The sequence below is a fragment of the Agrobacterium sp. B1(2019) genome, from assembly GCF_008274755.1.
GTDB classification, from domain to species: Bacteria; Pseudomonadota; Alphaproteobacteria; order Rhizobiales; family Rhizobiaceae; genus Agrobacterium; species Agrobacterium salinitolerans.
Map to the genome: position 1 here is coordinate 2,076,946 of NZ_VTPB01000001.1, position 19,627 is coordinate 2,096,572.

19 protein-coding genes are annotated in these 19,627 nt (G+C 60.9%); 5 read left to right on the forward strand and 14 right to left on the reverse strand.

Going from position 1 to position 19,627, the window contains the following annotated elements:
- Window positions 1-20: 20 nt before the first annotated feature.
- From AGR1_RS10410 to AGR1_RS10440, 7 genes are all read right to left on the reverse strand, one after another.
- The gene (locus AGR1_RS10410) at window positions 21-1,298 is read right to left on the reverse strand and encodes a 3-phosphoshikimate 1-carboxyvinyltransferase (protein ID WP_149146871.1); all 1,278 of its coding nucleotides are present in this window, start codon (window positions 1,296-1,298) and stop codon (window positions 21-23) included.
- Between the two features lie 87 nt (window positions 1,299-1,385).
- Window positions 1,386-1,937 (reverse strand): LemA family protein, encoded by a 552-nt coding sequence (locus tag AGR1_RS10415; RefSeq protein ID WP_020010489.1) that lies wholly within the window; start codon window positions 1,935-1,937, stop codon window positions 1,386-1,388.
- Window positions 1,938-2,015: 78 nt separating this feature from the next.
- Window positions 2,016-2,969, reverse strand: coding sequence for a glycine--tRNA ligase subunit alpha (locus AGR1_RS10420; protein WP_162927424.1), 954 nt, complete (start codon window positions 2,967-2,969; stop codon window positions 2,016-2,018).
- Window positions 2,970-3,078: 109 nt separating this feature from the next.
- Complete coding sequence (locus AGR1_RS10425) at window positions 3,079-3,273, reverse strand: hypothetical protein (RefSeq protein WP_149146872.1); 195 nt, start codon at window positions 3,271-3,273, stop codon at window positions 3,079-3,081.
- Between the two features lie 20 nt (window positions 3,274-3,293).
- A complete protein-coding gene (locus AGR1_RS10430) occupies window positions 3,294-4,160 on the reverse strand; it encodes a S49 family peptidase (protein ID WP_187772108.1) in 867 nt (288 codons plus the stop codon).
- Window positions 4,161-4,251: 91 nt separating this feature from the next.
- Window positions 4,252-5,052 carry a tRNA1(Val) (adenine(37)-N6)-methyltransferase gene (locus tag AGR1_RS10435; protein ID WP_121459702.1) on the reverse strand — a complete coding sequence of 267 codons (801 nt, stop codon included), beginning with the start codon at window positions 5,050-5,052 and terminating at the stop codon, window positions 4,252-4,254.
- 6 nt (window positions 5,053-5,058) lie between these two features.
- Entirely contained in the window at window positions 5,059-5,289 is a 231-nt protein-coding gene (locus tag AGR1_RS10440) for a DUF2007 domain-containing protein (protein ID WP_142181855.1), read from the reverse strand.
- 111 nt (window positions 5,290-5,400) lie between these two features.
- Between AGR1_RS10440 and AGR1_RS10445 the strand changes: the two genes are divergently transcribed.
- The 4 genes from AGR1_RS10445 to moaB all read left to right on the forward strand — a co-directional run bounded on the left by AGR1_RS10445 (window position 5,401) and on the right by moaB (window position 9,902).
- Window positions 5,401-6,417, forward strand: coding sequence for a polyprenyl synthetase family protein (locus AGR1_RS10445; RefSeq protein WP_080793191.1), 1,017 nt, complete (start codon window positions 5,401-5,403; stop codon window positions 6,415-6,417).
- Window positions 6,418-6,559: 142 nt separating this feature from the next.
- On the forward strand, window positions 6,560-8,455 hold the full coding sequence (locus AGR1_RS10450; RefSeq protein WP_187772109.1) for a tetratricopeptide repeat protein: 1,896 nt from the start codon (window positions 6,560-6,562) through the stop codon (window positions 8,453-8,455).
- Between the two features lie 6 nt (window positions 8,456-8,461).
- Window positions 8,462-9,346, forward strand: coding sequence for a 4-(cytidine 5'-diphospho)-2-C-methyl-D-erythritol kinase (locus tag AGR1_RS10455; protein ID WP_149146874.1), 885 nt, complete (start codon window positions 8,462-8,464; stop codon window positions 9,344-9,346).
- A 10-nt stretch (window positions 9,347-9,356) separates the two neighbouring features.
- The gene (moaB, locus tag AGR1_RS10460) at window positions 9,357-9,902 is read left to right on the forward strand and encodes a molybdenum cofactor biosynthesis protein B (protein WP_149146875.1); all 546 of its coding nucleotides are present in this window, start codon (window positions 9,357-9,359) and stop codon (window positions 9,900-9,902) included.
- A gap of 233 nt (window positions 9,903-10,135) precedes the next feature.
- Here the strand turns inward: moaB and AGR1_RS10465 are convergent, their stop codons facing one another.
- From AGR1_RS10465 to AGR1_RS10490, 5 genes are all read right to left on the reverse strand, one after another.
- Entirely contained in the window at window positions 10,136-11,011 is an 876-nt protein-coding gene (locus AGR1_RS10465; RefSeq protein ID WP_149146876.1) for a dienelactone hydrolase family protein, read from the reverse strand.
- Window positions 11,012-11,129: 118 nt separating this feature from the next.
- Complete coding sequence (adhP, locus tag AGR1_RS10470; protein ID WP_149146877.1) at window positions 11,130-12,158, reverse strand: alcohol dehydrogenase AdhP; 1,029 nt, start codon at window positions 12,156-12,158, stop codon at window positions 11,130-11,132.
- A gap of 149 nt (window positions 12,159-12,307) precedes the next feature.
- Window positions 12,308-12,709, reverse strand: coding sequence for an MAPEG family protein (locus AGR1_RS10475; protein ID WP_162927526.1), 402 nt, complete (start codon window positions 12,707-12,709; stop codon window positions 12,308-12,310).
- A gap of 112 nt (window positions 12,710-12,821) precedes the next feature.
- Window positions 12,822-14,327, reverse strand: coding sequence for an IMP dehydrogenase (gene guaB, locus AGR1_RS10480; protein WP_080791328.1), 1,506 nt, complete (start codon window positions 14,325-14,327; stop codon window positions 12,822-12,824).
- A 179-nt stretch (window positions 14,328-14,506) separates the two neighbouring features.
- Window positions 14,507-15,508 (reverse strand): MBL fold metallo-hydrolase, encoded by a 1,002-nt coding sequence (locus AGR1_RS10490; protein ID WP_187772110.1) that lies wholly within the window; start codon window positions 15,506-15,508, stop codon window positions 14,507-14,509.
- Window positions 15,509-15,718: 210 nt separating this feature from the next.
- Between AGR1_RS10490 and AGR1_RS10495 the strand changes: the two genes are divergently transcribed.
- Entirely contained in the window at window positions 15,719-17,116 is a 1,398-nt protein-coding gene (locus AGR1_RS10495; protein WP_149146878.1) for an MDR family MFS transporter, read from the forward strand.
- 103 nt (window positions 17,117-17,219) lie between these two features.
- Here AGR1_RS10495 and AGR1_RS10500 read toward each other — a convergent pair whose 3' ends face one another.
- Window positions 17,220-17,960 carry an RlmE family RNA methyltransferase gene (locus AGR1_RS10500; RefSeq protein ID WP_149146879.1) on the reverse strand — a complete coding sequence of 247 codons (741 nt, stop codon included), beginning with the start codon at window positions 17,958-17,960 and terminating at the stop codon, window positions 17,220-17,222.
- The gene (locus AGR1_RS10505; RefSeq protein ID WP_187772111.1) at window positions 17,957-19,585 is read right to left on the reverse strand and encodes a Ppx/GppA phosphatase family protein; all 1,629 of its coding nucleotides are present in this window, start codon (window positions 19,583-19,585) and stop codon (window positions 17,957-17,959) included. The genes AGR1_RS10500 and AGR1_RS10505 overlap by 4 nt, the downstream gene beginning before the upstream one ends.
- Window positions 19,586-19,627: the final 42 nt, after the last annotated feature.

Consider the following 19,627-nt stretch of genomic DNA (forward strand, 5'->3'; position numbering starts at 1 on the left):
GGCGATCCCTCCTCAATGGCTCAGTGCTGCGGCTCGGCAGCGCTTTCCTTTTCGGTATAGTCCACGCCGAGCGAGGCGAGCGCCTTCCAGTAGCCCGGATAGGTCTTGCCCACGCAGGCCGGGTTCTGGATGGCGATGCCGCCGATCTTCAGCGCCGCCAGCGCAAAGCTCATGGCGATGCGGTGGTCGGCAAAGGTATCGATGGAGGCATCGACAGTCTGGCCCGCGAGCGAGGGATCGGAATGCACGATCAGGTCGTCGCCTTCCTCATGCGCCAGACCATCACGGATTTCGTTGAGGCCGAGCGAAACGGCGCGGATACGGTCGCATTCCTTCACGCGCAGATTGGCGATGCCGACGAAACGCACCGGCGTCTCGTTGAAGGCGGCCAGAACCGCGATGGTTGGAATGGCGTCCTGCATCTGCGAACCGTCGATTTCGGCGGGCAGGTGCGGAAACTGCGCCATGACTTCATAGGCCTTGGCATCCGGCTGGGTGAACTTGTCGGCCGGCGTGCCGATATCGATAGCACCGCCGGTCAGAAGTTCGGCACCCCAGAGATAGGTGGCCGCGGAGGCATCCGGCTCGATGTGGAAATCGGTCGCCGTGTAACCCGTCGGGTGCACGCGCCAGATGGCGTTGCTCACCCGCTCAATCTTCGCGCCGAAAGCCTCCATGGCCGATGTGGTAAGGTCGATATAGCCCTTCGCGCCGATTTCCTCGCCCTTGAGGATGATATCGACAGGCTTGTCGCCGCAGGCGGCGGCCATCAAGAGCGCCGACACATATTGGCTGGAAAGGTTGGCATCGATGGTGACGCTGCCCTTCGGGAAGCCAGTGCCCTTGCCGCAGACGGTGACGGGCGGGCAGCCGGTCGGCGCTTCGGCCTCGACGCCGAGGGAGCGCAGGGCTTCCACCAGCGGCATGATCGGGCGTTTGCGCATATGCTCGTCGCCATCGATGATGACGGCGCCATCCACAAGGGCGGCAGCGGCGGTGAGGAAGCGCGTGGCGGTGCCGGCATTGCCGAGGAAAAGCGGCTTTTCCGGCTGCTGCAGTGCGCCGGAGCTTTCGACCACAAAGGTCGTCGCATCCGGCTCGGTGACCTTGACGCCCATCTCGCGCAGGGCTTCGGCCATATAAAGCGTGTCGTCGCTTTTCAGTGCGCCAGTCAACCGGCTTCTGCCCTTGGCGAGGCCAGCGAGCAGAAGCGCACGGTTGGTAATGGACTTGGAGCCGGGCGGCTCGACCTTGCCGGAAAGCGGGTGGTCGGGCGGGGTGATGGTCAATTCGATCATGATTGTCGTCTTGTCAAAGAATGCAGCGCGGGGCCGGATTATCGGAATTTGAACGGGTGGTCTTAAGCCGCCGGAAGAACAGTAAGCTTAGAATTTCACCGTCGGCACGGCGCGGTCGGCCGGGTTTTCGATCTCGAAATAAGGCGCCTTCGCAAAGCCGAACTGGCCTGCGACCAGATTGGAGGGGAAGCTCTCCACCTTGACGTTGAGATCGCGCGCCGCGCCATTGTAATAACGGCGCGACATCTGGAGTTCGCCTTCGATGGTTTCCAGCGAGCGCTGCAATTCCAGAAAGTTCGTATTGGCTTTCAGGTCGGGATAGGCTTCGGCGAGCGCAAAGAGCTTGCCGAGCGCCTGCGACAGCAAGCCTTCCGCCTGGGCGCGGCCTTCAACGTCTCCCGCCGGCACGGCCTGCGCCCGGTTGCGCATGGCAATCACTTCTTCAAAGGTGCTCTTTTCATGCGCCGCGTAGCCCTTCACGGTCTCGATGAGGTTGGGGATGAGATCGGCGCGGCGCTTCAGCTGCACGTCGATGCCCGACCACGCCTCTTCCTTCATCTGCCGCGCCTTGACGAGACCGTTATAGATGAAGACGACATAAAGCGCGATCGCCGCGATGATTGCCAGCGTGATGAACATTCCCGACCCCTCCTCAAGAGGCGCGGACACCATGGTGGCGTCCGCACGTTAGACTGCTGCCCCGCCTTACATAAACGTTCAGGCGGCCCTGTTCCAGTTCACCCCGCCCGCATCCGTCAGCAGGAAGGCTTCGCCGCAGGCTTTCGCCAGCGTACGCACACGCAAGATATAGCTCTGGCGTTCCGTGACCGAAATTACGCCGCGCGCATCCAGAAGGTTGAAGACATGGCTGGCCTTGATGCACTGGTCATAGGCCGGGAACACACATTTATGCAGGCGCTGATTGTCGTTATCACCCGGCGCACCGGCGGCGAGAAGCGCCTGGCATTCCTTTTCGGCGTCGATGAAATGGCGATGCAGCATTGATGTATCGGCAAATTCGAAGTTGTGGCGGGAATATTCCTGCTCGGCTTGCAGGAAGACGTCGCCATAGGAAATCTTCTCTTCGCCTTCGCGGCCGTTGAAGTTCAGGTCATAGACGTTGTCGACGCCCTGAACATACATGGCCAGACGCTCCAGACCATAGGTCAGTTCGCCGGCGACCGGCGAGCATTCGATGCCGCAAACCTGCTGGAAGTAAGTGAACTGCGAGACTTCCATGCCGTCGCACCAGCATTCCCAGCCAAGACCCCAGGCGCCGAGCGTCGGGCTTTCCCAGTCGTCCTCAACGAAGCGCACATCGTGCAGCAAGGGATCGAGGCCGATCGCCTTCAGCGAACCGAGATAGAGTTCCTGCAGGTTCGACGGGTTGGGCTTCAGAATGACCTGATACTGGTAATAGTGCTGCAAACGGTTGGGGTTTTCCCCGTAACGACCATCGGACGGACGGCGCGACGGCTGCACGTAAGCGGCCTTCCACGGCTTGGGACCGAGCGCGCGAAGCGTCGTCGCCGGATGGAACGTACCCGCGCCCACTTCCATATCGTAAGGCTGCAACACCGCGCAGCCCTTGTCGGCCCAGTAATTGTGCAGCGTCAGGATCAGCGCCTGAAAGGAACGCTTCGGGTTCATATGGTCGGGAACATCGGTCATTTCAGTCATCGCGGCGTTAGGAGGACAAGTAAGCAGTGACTTACTTCGGATGCGGACTGGTGCCACGGCATGGCGAAGGGGTCAAGGTTTTATGCGTGGAGAAGCCGCCTTACGGCTCATCCTCGCGTTTCACCCGGTATTCGCCGGTTTCAGGGTCCTTGATCAGCGTGCCGATGGCGCCGGTTTCGCGTTCCTTCTCACGCTGCTTCGATTTCGCCGAAAGCTTTTCCGCATCGCGGACAAAGCGGCGGTAAAGGATGACGGATCCCACCACCAGAAGAATAATTGTAATAAGCTGCGCCATAAGGCCCTATTCCTGCGACATCACAGACCAAAACGTGACCACAATGCCTTTTCTTCAGCAACCTCCGCAAGCCCCGATACGGCGCCTGCCGCGAGGCCTTCGGCATTGAGGCCGAGCGCCGCGTTGACGCCAGGCACCTTTTTGCCGAACAGCGAACGCCCGCCGCTGATGAGCTGGAGCTTGACCTTGGTGCCGTAACGGCGGCGCAGCACGTCCCGCATGTCGCCCAGCCCATCGATCAGGCCGAGGTCGAGGCCGCGCATGCCGGTCCAGAACAGGCCGGAAAAGATCGCCTCTTCGCCCTTCAGTTTCGAGCCGCGGCGCATCTTCACCATATCAATGAAAACATTGTGGATTTCGACCTGAAGCGATTTCAGGTAATCGATATCGCCTTCCTTTTCCGGCTGGAAGGGATCGAGGATGACCTTGTTCTCGCCGGCCGTATAGACGCGGCGCTCCACGCCGATCTTCTTCAGCATTTCCGGAAAACCGAAACCGCCGGAAACGACGCCGATCGAGCCGACAATAGAGGTAGGGTCAGCGATGATCTCGTCGCCGGCAAGCGCGATCATGTAACCGCCGGAGGCTGCAACATCCTCCACGAAGATCAGGACTTTCTTGTCCTTTTCCTCGGCGAGCTGGCGGATGCGGTTATAGATCATCCGTGCCTGCACCGGTGAACCGCCGGGCGAATTGAGCGAAATGGCGACGGCCGGCGCATCCTTGAAGGCGAAGGCCTTTTCCAGAAGCGGTGCATAGGAAGCGAGGTTGAGGGCGGGGCGGAACTGGTTGCCGCCGGCCATGATCGCGCCATGCATGCGCACCACCGGGATGACGAGCTCTTTTTTACGAAAGCGTTTCGGCACCAGATACTTCAGAAAACCCACTACTCAATCCTCGCAGCATTTATCCGTTCGTCAGGGATGTATGTATCGCCCCGGAAAACACAATGGTTTGCGGCCGGCGGAACAGCGATATTTATGACGCGGTCCGGATTGCCCTTACATTACGCGAATAGGCGGCGCGGCCATTGTTCAGGTCATCGACGAATGGTGTGAAGGCATGGCTGCCGGTCTCATGCATGATGAGCGGCGCGCGGAAGGACAGCCGCGCCCGCGAACCCTTGATGGCGGTGGCGAGCATACGTACCGCATCCTCGCCAGGGCGCGGATGGATAAGGGTGATTTCGAGGCCACCAAAACGGCTGCCGCAGGCGGCAATGATTTCCGCCACAGATTGCGGCCGTGCAATGAGTGAAAGCTGCCCGCCCGAAACCATGATCGCGCCCGCCGTCCTGATCCAGTCCTCGAACAGGCCGTCCGTCATGGCGTGCGCTTCAGCCTTCAGGGCATCCGGCGTGCGGCGGTCACCCGCATCATTATAGGGCGGGTTCATGATGACGTGATGGAAATAATCATCGGGCAATCCGGCCGCGACACGCGCTTTCGCACGCAGCGTCACATCCGCCTCGCACACATTCACCCGCGCGGAAAACGCGGCATTCTCGGGCAATTCGAGGCTGCGGCGAGCAAATTGAACCATTTCCGGCGAGCGCTCATAGAGCGTCACCTGCGCCTTTTCGAGCCTTGCCGCAACCGCCACGCCGGCAGCGCCCGCACCTGCGCCGAGATCGGCGATCCGGCAGGCGCGGTCATCCGCCACCAGCGAGGCCAGAAGCATGGCGTCCATGCCGGCCCGGTGCCCCCTGCCCTTCGGCTGGACGATGTGAAACCGGCCCCGGTGAAAGGCGTCGATCGTTTCGGAAATGCCGTCGCCCACCGCCGTTCAAGCCTCTTCGTTGCGCAGCTCGTCGCCGAGCCCGGCATCGATGAGAATGCGGCGGGCCTGATCGGCGCGGTCGTCTTCCACCAGGAACCTTCGCGGCAAAAGGCCGAGCGATCCCTCCAGAATACTCATCGCCTGATCGGCAATGAGGCAGTGAATGCCGGCGTCCTTCATCAGGCTTTCGGCGAAGGAAAGAAGCACGGCATCGTTGGTACGGATCAGTTCACGCATGGATAGACCTTAAATTCCCATCTTTTTGAATGGCTAGCGGCAATTCGCCCCTTGCCGCGCAAGGCGTCAGTTTTTATTGTCGAATTCAAATTCGAACTGGAGTCCTGTCCCTTGGGCGTCGTCATACCGCTTGAAGAAAGCAAAAACAAACTCGCATCCGTCAAGCCGCTTGTCGACCTGACCCGCCCCGACATGGAACGGGTGAACCAGCTTATCCTTTCCAAAGCCGGTTCCGATGTCCAGATGATCCCCGAAGTGGCCAATCACCTGATCTCGTCAGGCGGCAAGCGCCTGCGGCCGATGCTGACGCTCGCTTCGGCCTCGATGTTCGGTTACGAGGGCGACCACCACATCAAGCTCGCCACCAGCGTCGAATTCATGCACACGGCGACGCTTCTGCATGACGATGTGGTGGATGAAAGCGATCTGCGCCGCGGCAAATCCACCGCCCGCACCATCTGGGGCAACCAGGCGAGCGTTCTGGTCGGCGACTTCCTGCTTGGCCAGGCGTTCCGCATGATGGTGGATGTCGGCTCTCTCGATGCGCTTGACGTGCTGTCCACCGCCGCCTCCGTCATCGCCGAGGGCGAGGTGCTGCAGCTTTCCGTCGCCAAGAACATGGAAACGACGGAAGATGATTACCTGCAGGTGATTCGCGCCAAGACGGCCGCCCTTTTTGCGGCGGCGGCGGAAGTCGGCCCCATCGTCGCCAAGACAGACAAGGCGACCCGCAGCGCGCTGAAATCCTACGGCATGAATCTCGGCCTCGCCTTCCAGCTGGTCGACGATGTTCTTGACTACGGTGGAAAGTCCGCCGATCTCGGCAAAAATACCGGTGACGATTTCCGCGAAGGCAAGATCACCCTGCCGGTCATCCTCTCCTATCGTCGCGGCACGCAGGATGAGCGCGCTTTCTGGCGCACAGCCATCGAAAAGGGCGAAAGCAGCGATGAGAACCTCGAGAAGGCGCTTGGCCTGATCACCAAATATAACGGCCTAGGTGACACGATCGGCCGCGCCACGCATTACGGCACCATTGCCCGCGACGCGCTCGCGCCGCTGCCGCAGAGCCCGTGGAAAGATGCGCTTCTGGAAGTCATCGACTTCTGCATCGAGCGTCTGAACTGACGCTGGAAGACCGGAACAACGGCGGATGAAAAAGACCATCCGCCCGAGGTTCCGGGCCAGCTTCTCCGCAAGGCGTGATTGTGGCCGGGGCCATAATTTCTTGCGGGGCTGCTTCAAAAAAGCCATTCTATCGTGACCAGTAATGGAAACTGATTTTTCCGTGCTTCTGCACAAAGGCAAAGGTTCCCTCATGCGGCGTAAACCAGCACTCCGTCTTCTCTGCAGCGCGGCTCTTGCCGCTGCTCTCGCAATCGGCGCGGGTGCAAGCCCCGGCTTTGCGGAGACGAAGGCGACACCGGAAGACAAGGCCGTTACGTTCGATCCGGCCAAGGTGAACACCTTCTCCGGCGCGTTCCTCGCTGGCCGTAATGCCGATGTCGATCAGGATTATCCCACCGCGATTTCGCTTTATAAAAAGGCGCTGGAATTTGATCCGGCCAATACGGAAATCCGCCAGCGGCTGATGATCGCCGAACTTCTGAGCGGCAATTTCGAGGCCGGCGCGAAGATCGCCGATTCGATGAAGGACGATACCTCGGTGGAGCGCGTGACGACCATCGTTCGTGGTCTGGATGCGATCAAGGACAAGGAATTCACCAAGGCCGAGAAGATCCTGAAATATACCGGTCCGAACGATCTCGACCGCATGGTCAACACGCTTTTGACCGCCTGGGCGCGCGCCGGTTCCGGCAAGCCGAAGGAAGCGCTGGCGCTGGTCAACAACATGAAGGGCCCGGGCTGGATTTCGATCTTCCAGAAATACAATGCGGCGGCCATCGCCCTCGTTTCCGGCAACAATGAAGCGGCCCGCAAAAGCCTCAACGAAGCGGTGACGGACCGCGAAGGCGGGGCAACCGCCTCCGATACCTATATGCGCGCGGTGATGGCGCTTGCCCGGCTGGAAGCTTCCGCCGGCAACAAGCAGAAGGCGCTGGATGCGATTGCGGTCGGAGACACTTTCGCGCCGAATTACGCGCCGCTGAAAGCGCTTCGCCAGTCCATCGAAAACGGTGAAAAGCCGGAACAGCAGATCACCAATGCGGTTGAAGGCGCCGCCAGCGTCATGTTCTCCATCGCCGGCGCGCTGAACCGCGAAGGCGCCGAAGAGATCGTGACGCTTTATCTGCAGACGTCGCGCGCGCTCAATCCGAAGAGCCCGGATACGCTCATCCTGCTCGGCGGCCTTTCAGAAGCGCTGAAACAGCCTGACCGCGCCATTGCCTTCTATCGTGAGGTGCCGAAGGATTCGCCGATGTATCGCATCTCCGAGCTCCAGCTCGGATTGACGCTTGCACAGACGGGCAAGGTGGACGAGGCGCGCAAGCATCTCAAATCGCTGCTCGAATCCGATCCGAAGGACATCCGTTCCTATCTCGCCTATGGCAGCGTGCTTTCGGACGCCAAGGACTACAAGGCGATGGCCGAGAACTACGACAAGGCCATCGAGGTCATCGGCTCGGTGCCGCAGAAATCCGACTGGTCCATCTTCTTCCAGCGCGGCATCGCCTATGAGCGGCTGAAGGAATGGGACAAGGCGGAACCGAATTTCAAGCGGGCGCTGGAACTGAACCCGGAACAGCCGCAGGTTCTGAACTATCTGGGTTATTCCTGGGTGGACAAGGGCATCAATCTCGATGAAGGCATGAAAATGATCAGCCGTGCCGTCGAGCTTCGGCCGAATGACGGCTATATCGTCGATTCTCTCGGCTGGGCCCATTATCGCCTTGGCGATTTCGATGAAGCCGTGACCGAGCTGGAACGGGCGATCGAACTGAAAGCTGGCGATCCCACCATCAACGACCATCTGGGCGACGCCTACTGGCGGGTCGGCCGCAAGATCGAGGCGGTCTATCAGTGGAACCGCGCATTGATCGGCGACAGCGACGACGTGGACAAGGCCAAGGTGAAGGAAAAGATCGCCAACGGCCTGCCGCCGGTGGAAAAGGATGCCGAAAATACCGCCAAGAAGGACGTCACGCCACAGCCGCCGGCTCCTCCGGCACCGGCACCGGCCACCACTCCGGACAAGAAATCCTGACGCCGCATGCGCGGGCATGAGGTTTCCGGGGCCGCTGAGACCATCGAGGCGGCCCCGGCCAAGATCAATCTGGCGCTGCATGTGACCGGCCAGCGAGCGGATGGATATCACCTGCTGGAAACGCTGGTGACCTTTACCGAAGCCGGCGACAAGATCCGTATTCGCAACGCCGATGCCGACAGTTTCTCCATCTCAGGCCCCTTCGGCGATCTTTTGCGCGCGGGCGATGGCGGCGATAACCTCGTCACCAGCGCCAGGGACCTGTTGCGCGATGCGCTCGCATCGACAGGTCAACCGGCACCCCCGGTCGCCATTCATCTTGAAAAGAACCTGCCAGTGGCTTCCGGCATCGGCGGCGGCTCGGCGGATGCGGCGGCGACACTGCGCGGGCTTTTGCGGCACTGGCGTGCCGGGATTGCGCCGGATGCGCTTGCATCCATGGCGCTGACGCTCGGGGCGGATGTGCCGATGTGCCTTGAGAGCCGATCCCTGATCGCGCGCGGCATCGGCGAGGACATCGAACTACTCACCGATCTGCCGGAACTGGCGATGGTTCTGGCCAATCCGCTGAAGGCGGTCTCGACGCCGGAGATTTTCCGGCGATTGCAGAACAAGACCAATCCACCCCTGCCTGCCTCTGCGACAATCGGCTGGATGGATTTTCTCGCTCAAAGCCGTAACGATCTTCAGCTGCCGGCACAGGCGTTGCTGCCGGAGATCGGGGAGATCATCGGGTTACTTTCGCAGGAAGATGCAGCGCTTGTGCGCATGTCCGGTTCGGGAGCAACCTGTTTCGGGATTTTTCATTCCTTCGATGCCGCCCAAAACGCGGAAACATCGCTTCGGAAGAAACGCCCCGGCTGGTATTTTCAGGCGACGCGGACCATTTGAGGATAAGGCCATGGCAGGCGAAAGACCCTTCATTCCCCTTGGCATTGCGGTTTTGACCGTTTCGGACAGCCGCACGCTGGAGAACGACAAATCCGGTGATACGCTCGTCGCAAGGCTGGAGGAAGCGGGCCACAGGCTCGCGGCCCGCGCCATCGTGCCTGATGACAAGGCAGCGATTGCCGGTACCGTGCGCGACTGGACGCTCGCTGAAGGCGTGGATGTGGTCATCACCACCGGCGGCACCGGTTTTACCGGCCGCGATGTGACGCCGGAAGCGCTGGAGCCGCTGTTCGAAAAGCGCATGGATGGGTTTTCCGCCCTCTTCCACCGCATCTCCTATGACAAGATCGGCACCGCCACCATCCAGTCGCGGGCGACCGGCGGCGTGGCGAACGCAACCTTCATCTTCGTGCTGCCCGGCTCGCCGGGTGCGTGCAAGGATGCGTGGGACGGCATTCTGAAAGCCCAACTCGATTATCGCCACCTGCCCTGCAATTTCGTGGAGATCATGCCGAGGCTTGACGAGCATTTGAGGCGTGGGAGTGGTGGGGTTTAGATCAGCGGATTGAGGGCGCGTGGGGCTTACCCCCCTCTGCCCTGCCGGGCATCTCCCCCTCAAGGGGGGAGATCGACTCGTGGTTGGGTCTCGCCCATCTCAACATTCGCGAATGAATTGGTGGCTGCGCCTCCTGCCGATCTCCCCCCTTGAGGGGGAGATGCCCGGCAGGGCAGAGGGGGGTGAAGCCGCACGCACCTCCGGTTCGCAGACAATGCCCGCCCAAAGCCCCATCACGCCAGATATTTCTTGAAGAACTCCACCGTCCGGCCCCAGGCGAGATCGGCGGCCGCCTTGTCGTAGCGCGCCGAGGACGTGTCGTTATTGAAAGCGTGGTTGACGCCGTCATAGACGAAGATTTCAAAGGTCTTGCCGTTTTCCTCCAGCGCTTTCTTATAGGCATCGAGGCCGGCATTGATGCGCTCGTCGAGACCCGCATAGTGCAAAAGCAGCGGCGCCTTGATGGCAGGTACATCGGCCGCCGGGGCCTGCTGGCCGTAATAGGCGACGCCGGCATTCAGGTCCGCCGATTTCGTGGCGAAACGGTTGACCAGCCCGCCGCCCCAGCAGAAACCGACCGCGCCCACCTTGCCATTCGCCCCCTGCCGGGCCGCAAGCCATACCCGGCCCGCTTCTGCATTAGCGACGGTCGCGTCCATGTCGAGACCGCTGAACATCTGCCGCGCCTTCTCTTCATCGGCGGGCGTACCGCCCTGCGGTGAGAGGAAATCGACCGCGAGCGCCCGGAAACCGGCGAGCGCCACCCGTCTTGCCACGTCACGAATATGGTCGTTCAAGCCGCGGTTTTCGTGGATGACGATGACCGAGCCGATGGGGCCGGAAACGGATTTCGGCGTAACGAGGTAACCCTTCATCTCGCCACCGGAAGCGGGATAGGTCACCTCTTCGGCGACGATCCTGTCATCATCAGCCGCGATGACCGCCGCTCGGGCACTGTTGGCCGAAAGAAGCGGGGCAATGGCCGCCGCCGCCGCGCCCGACCCGGCCAGCACGGTGAGCTTTTCCATGAATTTGCGGCGATCGAGGCTGAGATGGGTATATTCATCGTAAGCGTCGATCATGGCCTGCGTAATCTTGGGCTTGTCCATCGCTCTATCCTCCTTGAACGCTCGGATGCGGAAAGATAGCGCAGATCGCAGGGTGGGGAACGAGGCGGGGGCAAGCGGCGTCACACATTTGCGTGAGCGCCGCCTCCGGTTTTTCACATCAGGCGGCGAGATCCACGACAATACGGCCGTCGATCTTGCCCTCTTCCATGCGGTGGAAGATATCGTTGATGTTTTCGAGCTTGTCCCAGGAGAAGTGGGCCGCCACCTTGCCTTCGCCGGCAAAGGTCAGCGCCTCCTCCAGATCCTGACGTGTTCCAACGATGGAGCCACGCACCGTGATGCGCTTCAGCACCGTGTCGAACACCGGAATGGAGATGAAGCCCGGCGGCAGGCCGACAAGCGCCATGGTGCCCTTGGCGCGCAGGAAACCGTAAGCCTGTTCCATGGCCTTCGGCGACACCGCCGTCACCAGCGCGCCGTGGACGCCGCCGGTCGCCTTCTGCACCTGCTCCACCGCGTCAGGCGCACGGCCGTTGACGGTGACATCGGCTCCGAGCTTTTTCGCAAGCGCCAGCTTGTCGTCGAAAATATCGGCGGCAACGACATGCATGCCCATGGCCTTGGCATATTGCACGGCCATGTGGCCAAGCCCGCCAATGCCTGAAATGACCACCCACTCACCGGGCCTGACTTCGGTTTCCTTGAGGCCCTTATAGACGGTGACGCCGGCGCAGAGCACCGGTGCGGCCGGACCGAAATCGAGATTATCCGGCAGGCGGCCGACGAATTTCGGGTCGGCGAGGCCGTATTCGGCAAAGCTGCCATTCACGGAATAGCCCGAATTCTTCTGGCTCGGGCAAAGCGTTTCCCAGCCCGTGCGGCAAGGAATGCAGCATCCGCAGGCGGTGTAGAGCCAGGGCGTGCCGGCGCGGTCGCCTTCCTTGATGCCGGTGACGCCAGCGCCGATCTTGGCGACGTAACCCACACCTTCGTGGCCGGGAATGAAGGGTGGGTTGGGTTTGACCGGCCAGTCGCCAGTTGCGGCGTGCAGGTCGGTGTGGCAAATGCCCGTCGCCTTGTAGTTGATGAGAATCTCACCGGGACCGGGATCCGGTATCGCCACTTCCTCAATGGTCAGCGGTTTTCCAAATGCGCGGACAACCGCCGCCTTCATTGTCTTAGCCATGACATACTCCCTAATCTCTGCTCGCTTGAAATCCTCGACGGCACTCAGAGATTAATGGGGATGGAGTTTCATGGAATTGACCCATCGCAAGCCGGAGCATTTTGCGCGCCGGGATTGTCTCACTTATGAAACAACCTGATGGTGCTGATTTACTCCAGCGCCAACCATATGGCGAGCCATGCCCACAGGCAGACGACCAGCGCAAAACCGATGCCGAACAATGCGCCGCGCTGACGCAAGCGGTTGCTGGTGACATGGACATAGGAATGGGCGTAACGCGAAAGCACGAACAGCCATGCCAGAACGACGGTGACGATGTTGTCCGCATCCGTGATGTAAAGCAGCAGGCAGGCGATGTGGAACAGGACCGGTAGTTCGAACTGGTTGGCGATGTTGCGGTTCACCAGATGGCTTTCGCGCGCTTCCTCGCCGCGGTCGCGCAGCTTGATCGCGGATTCGCGATCCTTGAAGGTGTATTTGTTACGCCGGACGATCAGGAGCGCGTAAAGGCAGAAGACCAGAAAGACATGGGCGATCATCGGCCAGAACATTGCGGTCGTGGGTGACATGCTTTCTTCTCCAATCATCAAAACGCTCCCCGATCCGGCATGAATCGGGGAGCGCCAAATACTCAGTATCCTTTTACGGATTCACCTCGAAAGATCAAACCGCGCCGGGGTAGTTCGGGCTTTCGCGGGTGATTGTCACGTCATGGGCGTGGCTTTCACGCAGGCCCGCGCTGGAGATGCGAACGAAAGTGGCCCGCTCCTGGAATTCCTTGATGTTGCTGCCGCCGACGTAACCCATGGCGGCTTTCAGGCCACCTGCCAGCTGGTGCAGCACGCCGGAAACCGGGCCCTTATAGGGAACCTGACCTTCGATGCCTTCAGGCACGAGCTTCAGCGTGTCGCGCACTTCCGCCTGGAAATAACGGTCTGCCGAACCGCGCGCCATAGCGCCAACGGAGCCCATGCCGCGATAAGCCTTGAAGGAACGGCCCTGGTAGAGGAACACTTCGCCCGGGCTTTCATCCGTGCCTGCCAGCAGCGAGCCGATCATGACAGCGGAAGCGCCGGCGGCGATCGCCTTGGCCAGATCGCCCGAGAACTTGATGCCGCCATCGGCGATAACGGGGATGTCAGCCGCATTGGCGACTTCAACCGACGACATGATGGCCGCGAGCTGCGGCACGCCGACGCCGGCGACGATGCGGGTGGTGCAGATGGAGCCGGGGCCGATACCGACCTTGACGCCGTCGGCCCCGGCATCGATCAGCGCCTTGGTGCCGTCGGCTGTCGCGACATTGCCGGCGATGATGCGAACCGAGTTCGACATTTTCTTGACGAGCGAAACGGCATCCAGCACGCGCTGCGAATGGCCGTGCGCGGTATCGACGACCAGAAGGTCGACGCCGGCATCGATGAGACGCTCGGCGCGCTCGATGGCGTCAGCACCGACACTGATGGCGGCTGCGGCGCGAAGGCGGCCCTGCGCATCCTTGGTGGCGTTGGGGTTCAGCTGCGACTTCTCGATATCCTTGACGGTGATGAGGCCGACGCAATTGCCCTTGGCGTCCACCACAAGCAGCTTTTCAATGCGGTGCTTGTGCAACAGGCGGCGCGCTTCCTGCTGATCAACGCTGCTTTCCTTGACCGTGACCAGATTTTCGCGGGTCATCAGTTCGTAAATCTTCTGCTGCGGATCGGAGGCGAAGCGCACGTCGCGGTTGGTCAGAATGCCGACGAGGCGACCGTTCTTGTGGCCGCCGGAACCGCCGTTTTCAACAACCGGAATGCCGGAAATGCCGTGCGCCTTCATCAAGGCCTGTGCTTCTGCGAGCGTTGCATCCGGGCCGATGGTGACGGGGTTGACGACCATACCGCTTTCGAACTTCTTCACCTGCCGGACTTCTTCGGCCTGTTCGATGGGGGTCAGGTTGCGGTGGATAACGCCAATGCCGCCGGCCTGGGCCATGGCGATGGCAAGACGGCCTTCGGTCACCGTATCCATGGCGGAAGAGAGGATCGGCAGGTTGAGATCGATATCGCGGGCGATGCGGGTGGCGATATTCGTCTGTCCCGGCATAACCTCGGAATGTCCGGGTTGCAGCAACACATCGTCAAATGTGAGAGCGTCCAAACCAGTGGGTGTTTGAATGATGCGTGCCATGACCAAATTCCTTCATAATGAAAATGCGTGGCCGTTCCGGAACGAAAAGTTCACCCCGGCGCCCTGCAAGGATTGCTTGGAAGTTGGCGAGGGCTGGTAACACGTTCATGACAGGAAGGGAATAGAAAAAACCCGGAATAACCTTCCGGGCTTTCTCTGTTGCTGCGTTGCAGCAGATATCAGATGTCGAACTGATAGGATTTCGGCACGAAACGATAGCCCGTATCCAGCTTCTCCGCGTAACCGACCGCCGGGAAAGGCATGTGATACCCAAGGAAAGGCAAACGGTCGGTGGCGATCATGTCATAGACCTTCTTGCGGGTCGCGGCGGCTGCCGCCTTGTCCATGTCGAACTTCACCTCCCAGTCCGGCTTTTGCAGGGAAAGGACGAAATGGTTGGCAGTATCCGCCGTCAGAATGAGTTGTTTGCCTTCCGATTCGACACGGAAGATCATGTGCCCCGGTGAGTGACCGAAGGCCGCCACGCCGGTAATCCCGGATACGACGCTGGCGCCGTCGCCGATGAAGGTCGCCTTTTCCGCCAGCGGCTTGACGTTTGTGAGAACGCCCTTGTGACCGCCTTCCGCAGGCGTGCCGACGCGCTTGTCGTCCGTCCAGAAATCATATTCCATCTGGCCGAACACATAGCGGGCCTTGGAAAAAGCCGGTACGCCCTTCTCCATCAGCCCGCCAATATGATCGCCATGCATATGGGTCAGCACCACCACGGTCACATCCTCCGGCGTATAACCGGCGGCCGCCATGCCCTCGATCAACCGGCCATTGCCCGCACCGCGCCCGGCTTCACCGAAGCCGGTATCGAACAGCACGAGATCGGTGCCGGTATTGACGAGGACCGGCGAGAAGGAATTGACGAATTGCTCTTTCGGCAGAAAATTGTCTTCCAGCAATTTTCCGACCGTCTCGGGTGATTGATCCGTGCCGAAGGTCTCGCCGGGATTGGGGGCCGCGCGTGCGCCATCCTTCACCACCAGCACTTCGAAATTGCCGAGCTTGAAGCGATTGGTTTCAGGCGGCATCGCGTGTTCTATCTCCATGGATGTCTGCGGCTGGTTGGTCTGGGCATTTGCGCTACGCGCCATCAAAAGCGGCGCGCCGAGAACGCTTGCACCGGCCGCACCGATAAGGCCGCGTCTGCTCATGCTCAAGGATTGGGTCATCATCTTTCTCCCGATATCGCCAACTGGCCGTGATCGCCAACTGAACTCACCCAACGGACAATAAAGCGAGAAAGTTGCAAGAAAACCGGCCTCACGCAGGTTTGATCGGAACTTGAGAAATTGATAATTAACGTGTTGGCAAGCCCGTTTATCAGGCGTAGGAGGAACGGCGATATCCTTTGTCGCAGCGGAAAGCCGCAGGCAGCCTCAATGAACCGCATCATTCCACTCATCCTGGCAGTCGCTCTCTTCATGGAGCAGATGGACTCCACCGTCATCGCCACCTCGCTTCCGGCAATCGCCGCCGATCTTCATGTCGGCCCGATCACGCTCAAGCTCGCATTGACGGCGTATATGGTGGCGCTGGCGATCTTCATTCCCATCAGCGGCTGGATGGCCGACAAATATGGCGCGAAGAAAATCTTCCGTTTCGCCATCGGCGTTTTTGTGGTGGGATCGATCTGCTGCGCAGTTTCCTCCTCGGTGTTCGAGTTCGTGCTTTCGCGTTTTTTGCAAGGCATGGGCGGGGCGATGATGACGCCCGTCGGACGTCTCGTGCTTTTGCGCACGACCAAGCGCAGCGAACTCGTCTCCGCCATGGCACTGCTGACAATTCCGGGACTTGTCGGACCGCTCACCGGACCGCCCATCGGCGGTTTCATCACCACCTATTTCTCATGGCACTGGATTTTCCTTATCAACGTGCCGATCGGTATTATCGGCATCTGGCTGTCGACAATCTTCCTGCCGGAAATCGAAACGACAAATCCGCCGCCGATGGACGGCAAGGGGTTCTTGCTCTCAGGCATCGCCGCCTCTGGCGTGGTGTTCGGCCTCTCCGTCGTCAGCCTGCCCGCGCTACCGCCCGCCATCGGAATCGCCTCGACCCTCATCGGTTTCATCTGCGGTTTTCTTTATCTGCGCCACGCCGCGCGCCACCCCGCCCCCATTCTGGATTTTCGCATATTCCAGAACGCGACCTTCCGGGCGGCTTCCGTCGGCGGCACCGTTTTCCGCATTTCCACGGGCGCCATACCCTTCCTGATGCCGCTGATGCTGCAGATCGGTTTCGGGCTGAACCCGTTCCAGTCGGGCATGATCACCTTTGCCGGCGCAATCGGTGCGATCACGACGAAATTCATGGCCAAGCGAGTGTTTGCGGCAACCGGATTTCGCTCGACGCTGATCGGTGCCGGCATCGTCGGCGCCTGCACAACGCTTGCCAACAGCTTCTTCACCCCGGAAACGCCTTATGCGCTCATCATGATCTTTCTGGTGACGGCGGGATTTGCCCGATCCTTCTTCTTCACCGGGTCGAATGCGCTCAGCTATTCCGACATCGAGGACAGGCAGGCCAGCCAGGCGACCTCGATGGCGTCGGTGTTGCAGCAGATCAGCCTCGCGCTGGGCGTGGCTTTCGCCGCTTCCATTCTGGAAGTCAGCAGCATGATGTCCGGCACACATCTGCAGCTTGCCGATTTCCACATCGCTTTCACTATCGTCGCACTGGTGTCGCTGTTCGCCATCGTGCCGATCATCCGCATGGACGGCAATGCCGGGGCGGCCGTTTCCGGCCATCGCGGCAAGGTCTCGCAACCGGCGGAGTGATTAAAGCGCCGTGCGCCCGTTTGGGCGCACAAAGGACGCTTTAACTCTTTGAATCTGCGCATCGTTTCGGACAAAAATCGAATACGATTTTCTGTCCCATTCGCTAGTCTTCGGAAGCCTCTCCGGCCTCCGCATCGACCTGCGGCTCGGTCTTGCGGCCCTTGAAGTGTTTGGCAAGCAGGAACATTTCCACCGACTCCGAACGTGACGAGGCCGGTTTGATATGCAAGACCTGCTTGAAGTTCTTCTTGAGCATGTCCAGCAGCTGCTTTTCCGTGCCGCCCTGGAAGGTCTTGGCAAGGAAGTGCCCGCCCTCCGCCAGCACCTGAACGGCAAAATCGGCCGCGACTTCGCACAGATGCATGGTGCGGATGTGGTCGGTCTTCTGGTGTCCGGTGGTGGGCGCGGCCATATCCGACAGCACCAGATCAGGCGTACCGCCGACGGCCTCCATCAGCTTTTCCGGCGCGCTCGGATCGAGGAAGTCCAGCTGCAGGATTTTCACGCCGGGAATAGGATCGATCTCGAGGAAATCGATGGCCGCAACGCGAATGTCATCTTCTGTCGAATCCGTCACCTTGGAGGCGATCTGCGACCAGCTGCCGGGTGCGGCGCCAAGATCGATGATGCGGCGTGCGCCCTTCAGAATCTCATGCTTGTCGTTGATTTCCAACAGCTTGAAGGCGGCGCGGGCGCGATAGCCCTCAAGCCTGGCGCGCTGCACATAAGGGTCATTGATATGACGTTCCAGCCAGCGGCGCGACGAGGCCTTTAGCTTGGTCTTCTTGACCTTCTGGCCGATCTTGCGGCCGGTGCGGTTGTTGCTTGTCGGCGCCTTGCTCATGTCAAACCTTCCGTCCTGTCCTGCCGTGCCATCTGCATGCGCCTTATCCGGTTGCGCCGCCATGCGCCGTCATCCGCCATCATATCCGTCAGCAGGCCTTCGCGAAGGCCGCGATCCGCCACGCGCATGCGGCGCGCCGGCCAGCGGCGGCGAATGGCCTCAAGGATGGCGCAGCCGGCCAGAACCAGATCGGCCCTGTCAGGCCCGATGCAGGCATTGGCGGCGCGACCCGCGAAATCCCATGCCAGCAGCTTGTCCTGCATCGCCGTCACCTCGGCATCGGAAAGCCAGAGGCCATCCACCTTGCGGCGGTCATAGCGTGGCAGATCGAGATGGACGCCGGCAAGCGTCGTCACGGTGCCCGAGGTCCCGATCAGGTGAAAATCCTCGTGGTGGGTCTGCGGCGCGAGAGGGGGGCAATGGAAGGCGTCGAGCAGCCCTTCGACTTCCCCCACCATGGCGGCGAAAACATCCGGCGTCACATCGCGCCCGCCATGACGTTCCGAAAGCGTGACGACACCGACCGGCAATGAGGTCCAGTGGGTGATGTGATTGGCGAGCCGGTTCGAGCGATTTTCCCCGACCTTGATAACGGCGATTTCCGACGATCCGCCACCAATATCGAACAGCACGACAGAGCGCGCTTCGCGCCCGACAAGCGAGGCGCAGCCAGACACCGCAAGGCGGGCTTCCGTCTCGCGGCTGATGATTTCGAGCTTCAGTCCCGTCTCCCGCGTAACTCGCGCCAGAAATTCCTCGCCATTCGACGCAGCGCGGCAGGCCTCGGTGGCGATGAGCCGCATGCGCCTGATCGGACGACCGGAAAGCTTCGCGGAGCAGACTTTCAGCGCCTCGACAGCTCGATCCATGGCATCGTCGGAAAGCCGGCCGCTCGACACCAGCCCCTCGCCCAGCCGGACGATGCGCGAAAAGGCGTCGACGACCCGAAACTGGCCGGGCCTCGTCGGCTGCGCGATTAGAAGCCGGCAATTATTGGTGCCGAGATCGAGCGCGGCGTACATATCCGTCGGCGGCTCCTGGCCATGCTCGTGCTGGCGGCCTGCGTGGCGGGCGGATGTTTCGGACTGCCGATGCGGCTCCTGCCCGGCCCCGTTGGCGCGGCCATTCTGCTTGCCGACATGTTTCGGCGCATGGGTAGGAACCAGCGGGCGACCCTGTGGATCGCGCCCGCGCGGATCGCGATGCCCACGCTTGCGGTGGCGCGACTTTCGCCCGCCGCCCGGCGGCACGGAGGAAGGATTGACCGCATCGGTTGCGGCTGGCGCCTGCGTCTGCACGCTGGAAGCTGGGGCAACCTGTTGAGAGGTCCCCTTGCCGCGAGAGCGCCTGCGACGCTTTCTCTTGCGCGGCTCGGCATCCGGCTCAAGAGCCGATACGTAGGAGGAACCGGCCGGAACATCCGCGGCAACATCATGCGACAGCACAGCAGCGTCACGGGGCTGACCGTCACGCTTGTGTTTCTTGCCACGACGGGATCGCTTCGCTTTCCCTTTGTTCGCCACCGACTCCCCTTGTTCCGACGGCTTTGGGCCGTTTCCGGGGTCGATCACTGTCTTGTCCATTTCGCCGCGCACAAGCGTAGACGCTATGCTGCTGGCTTTCATAAGGTTTCGTTGGGCCGACAATACCAGCGCAAGCGATTTTAG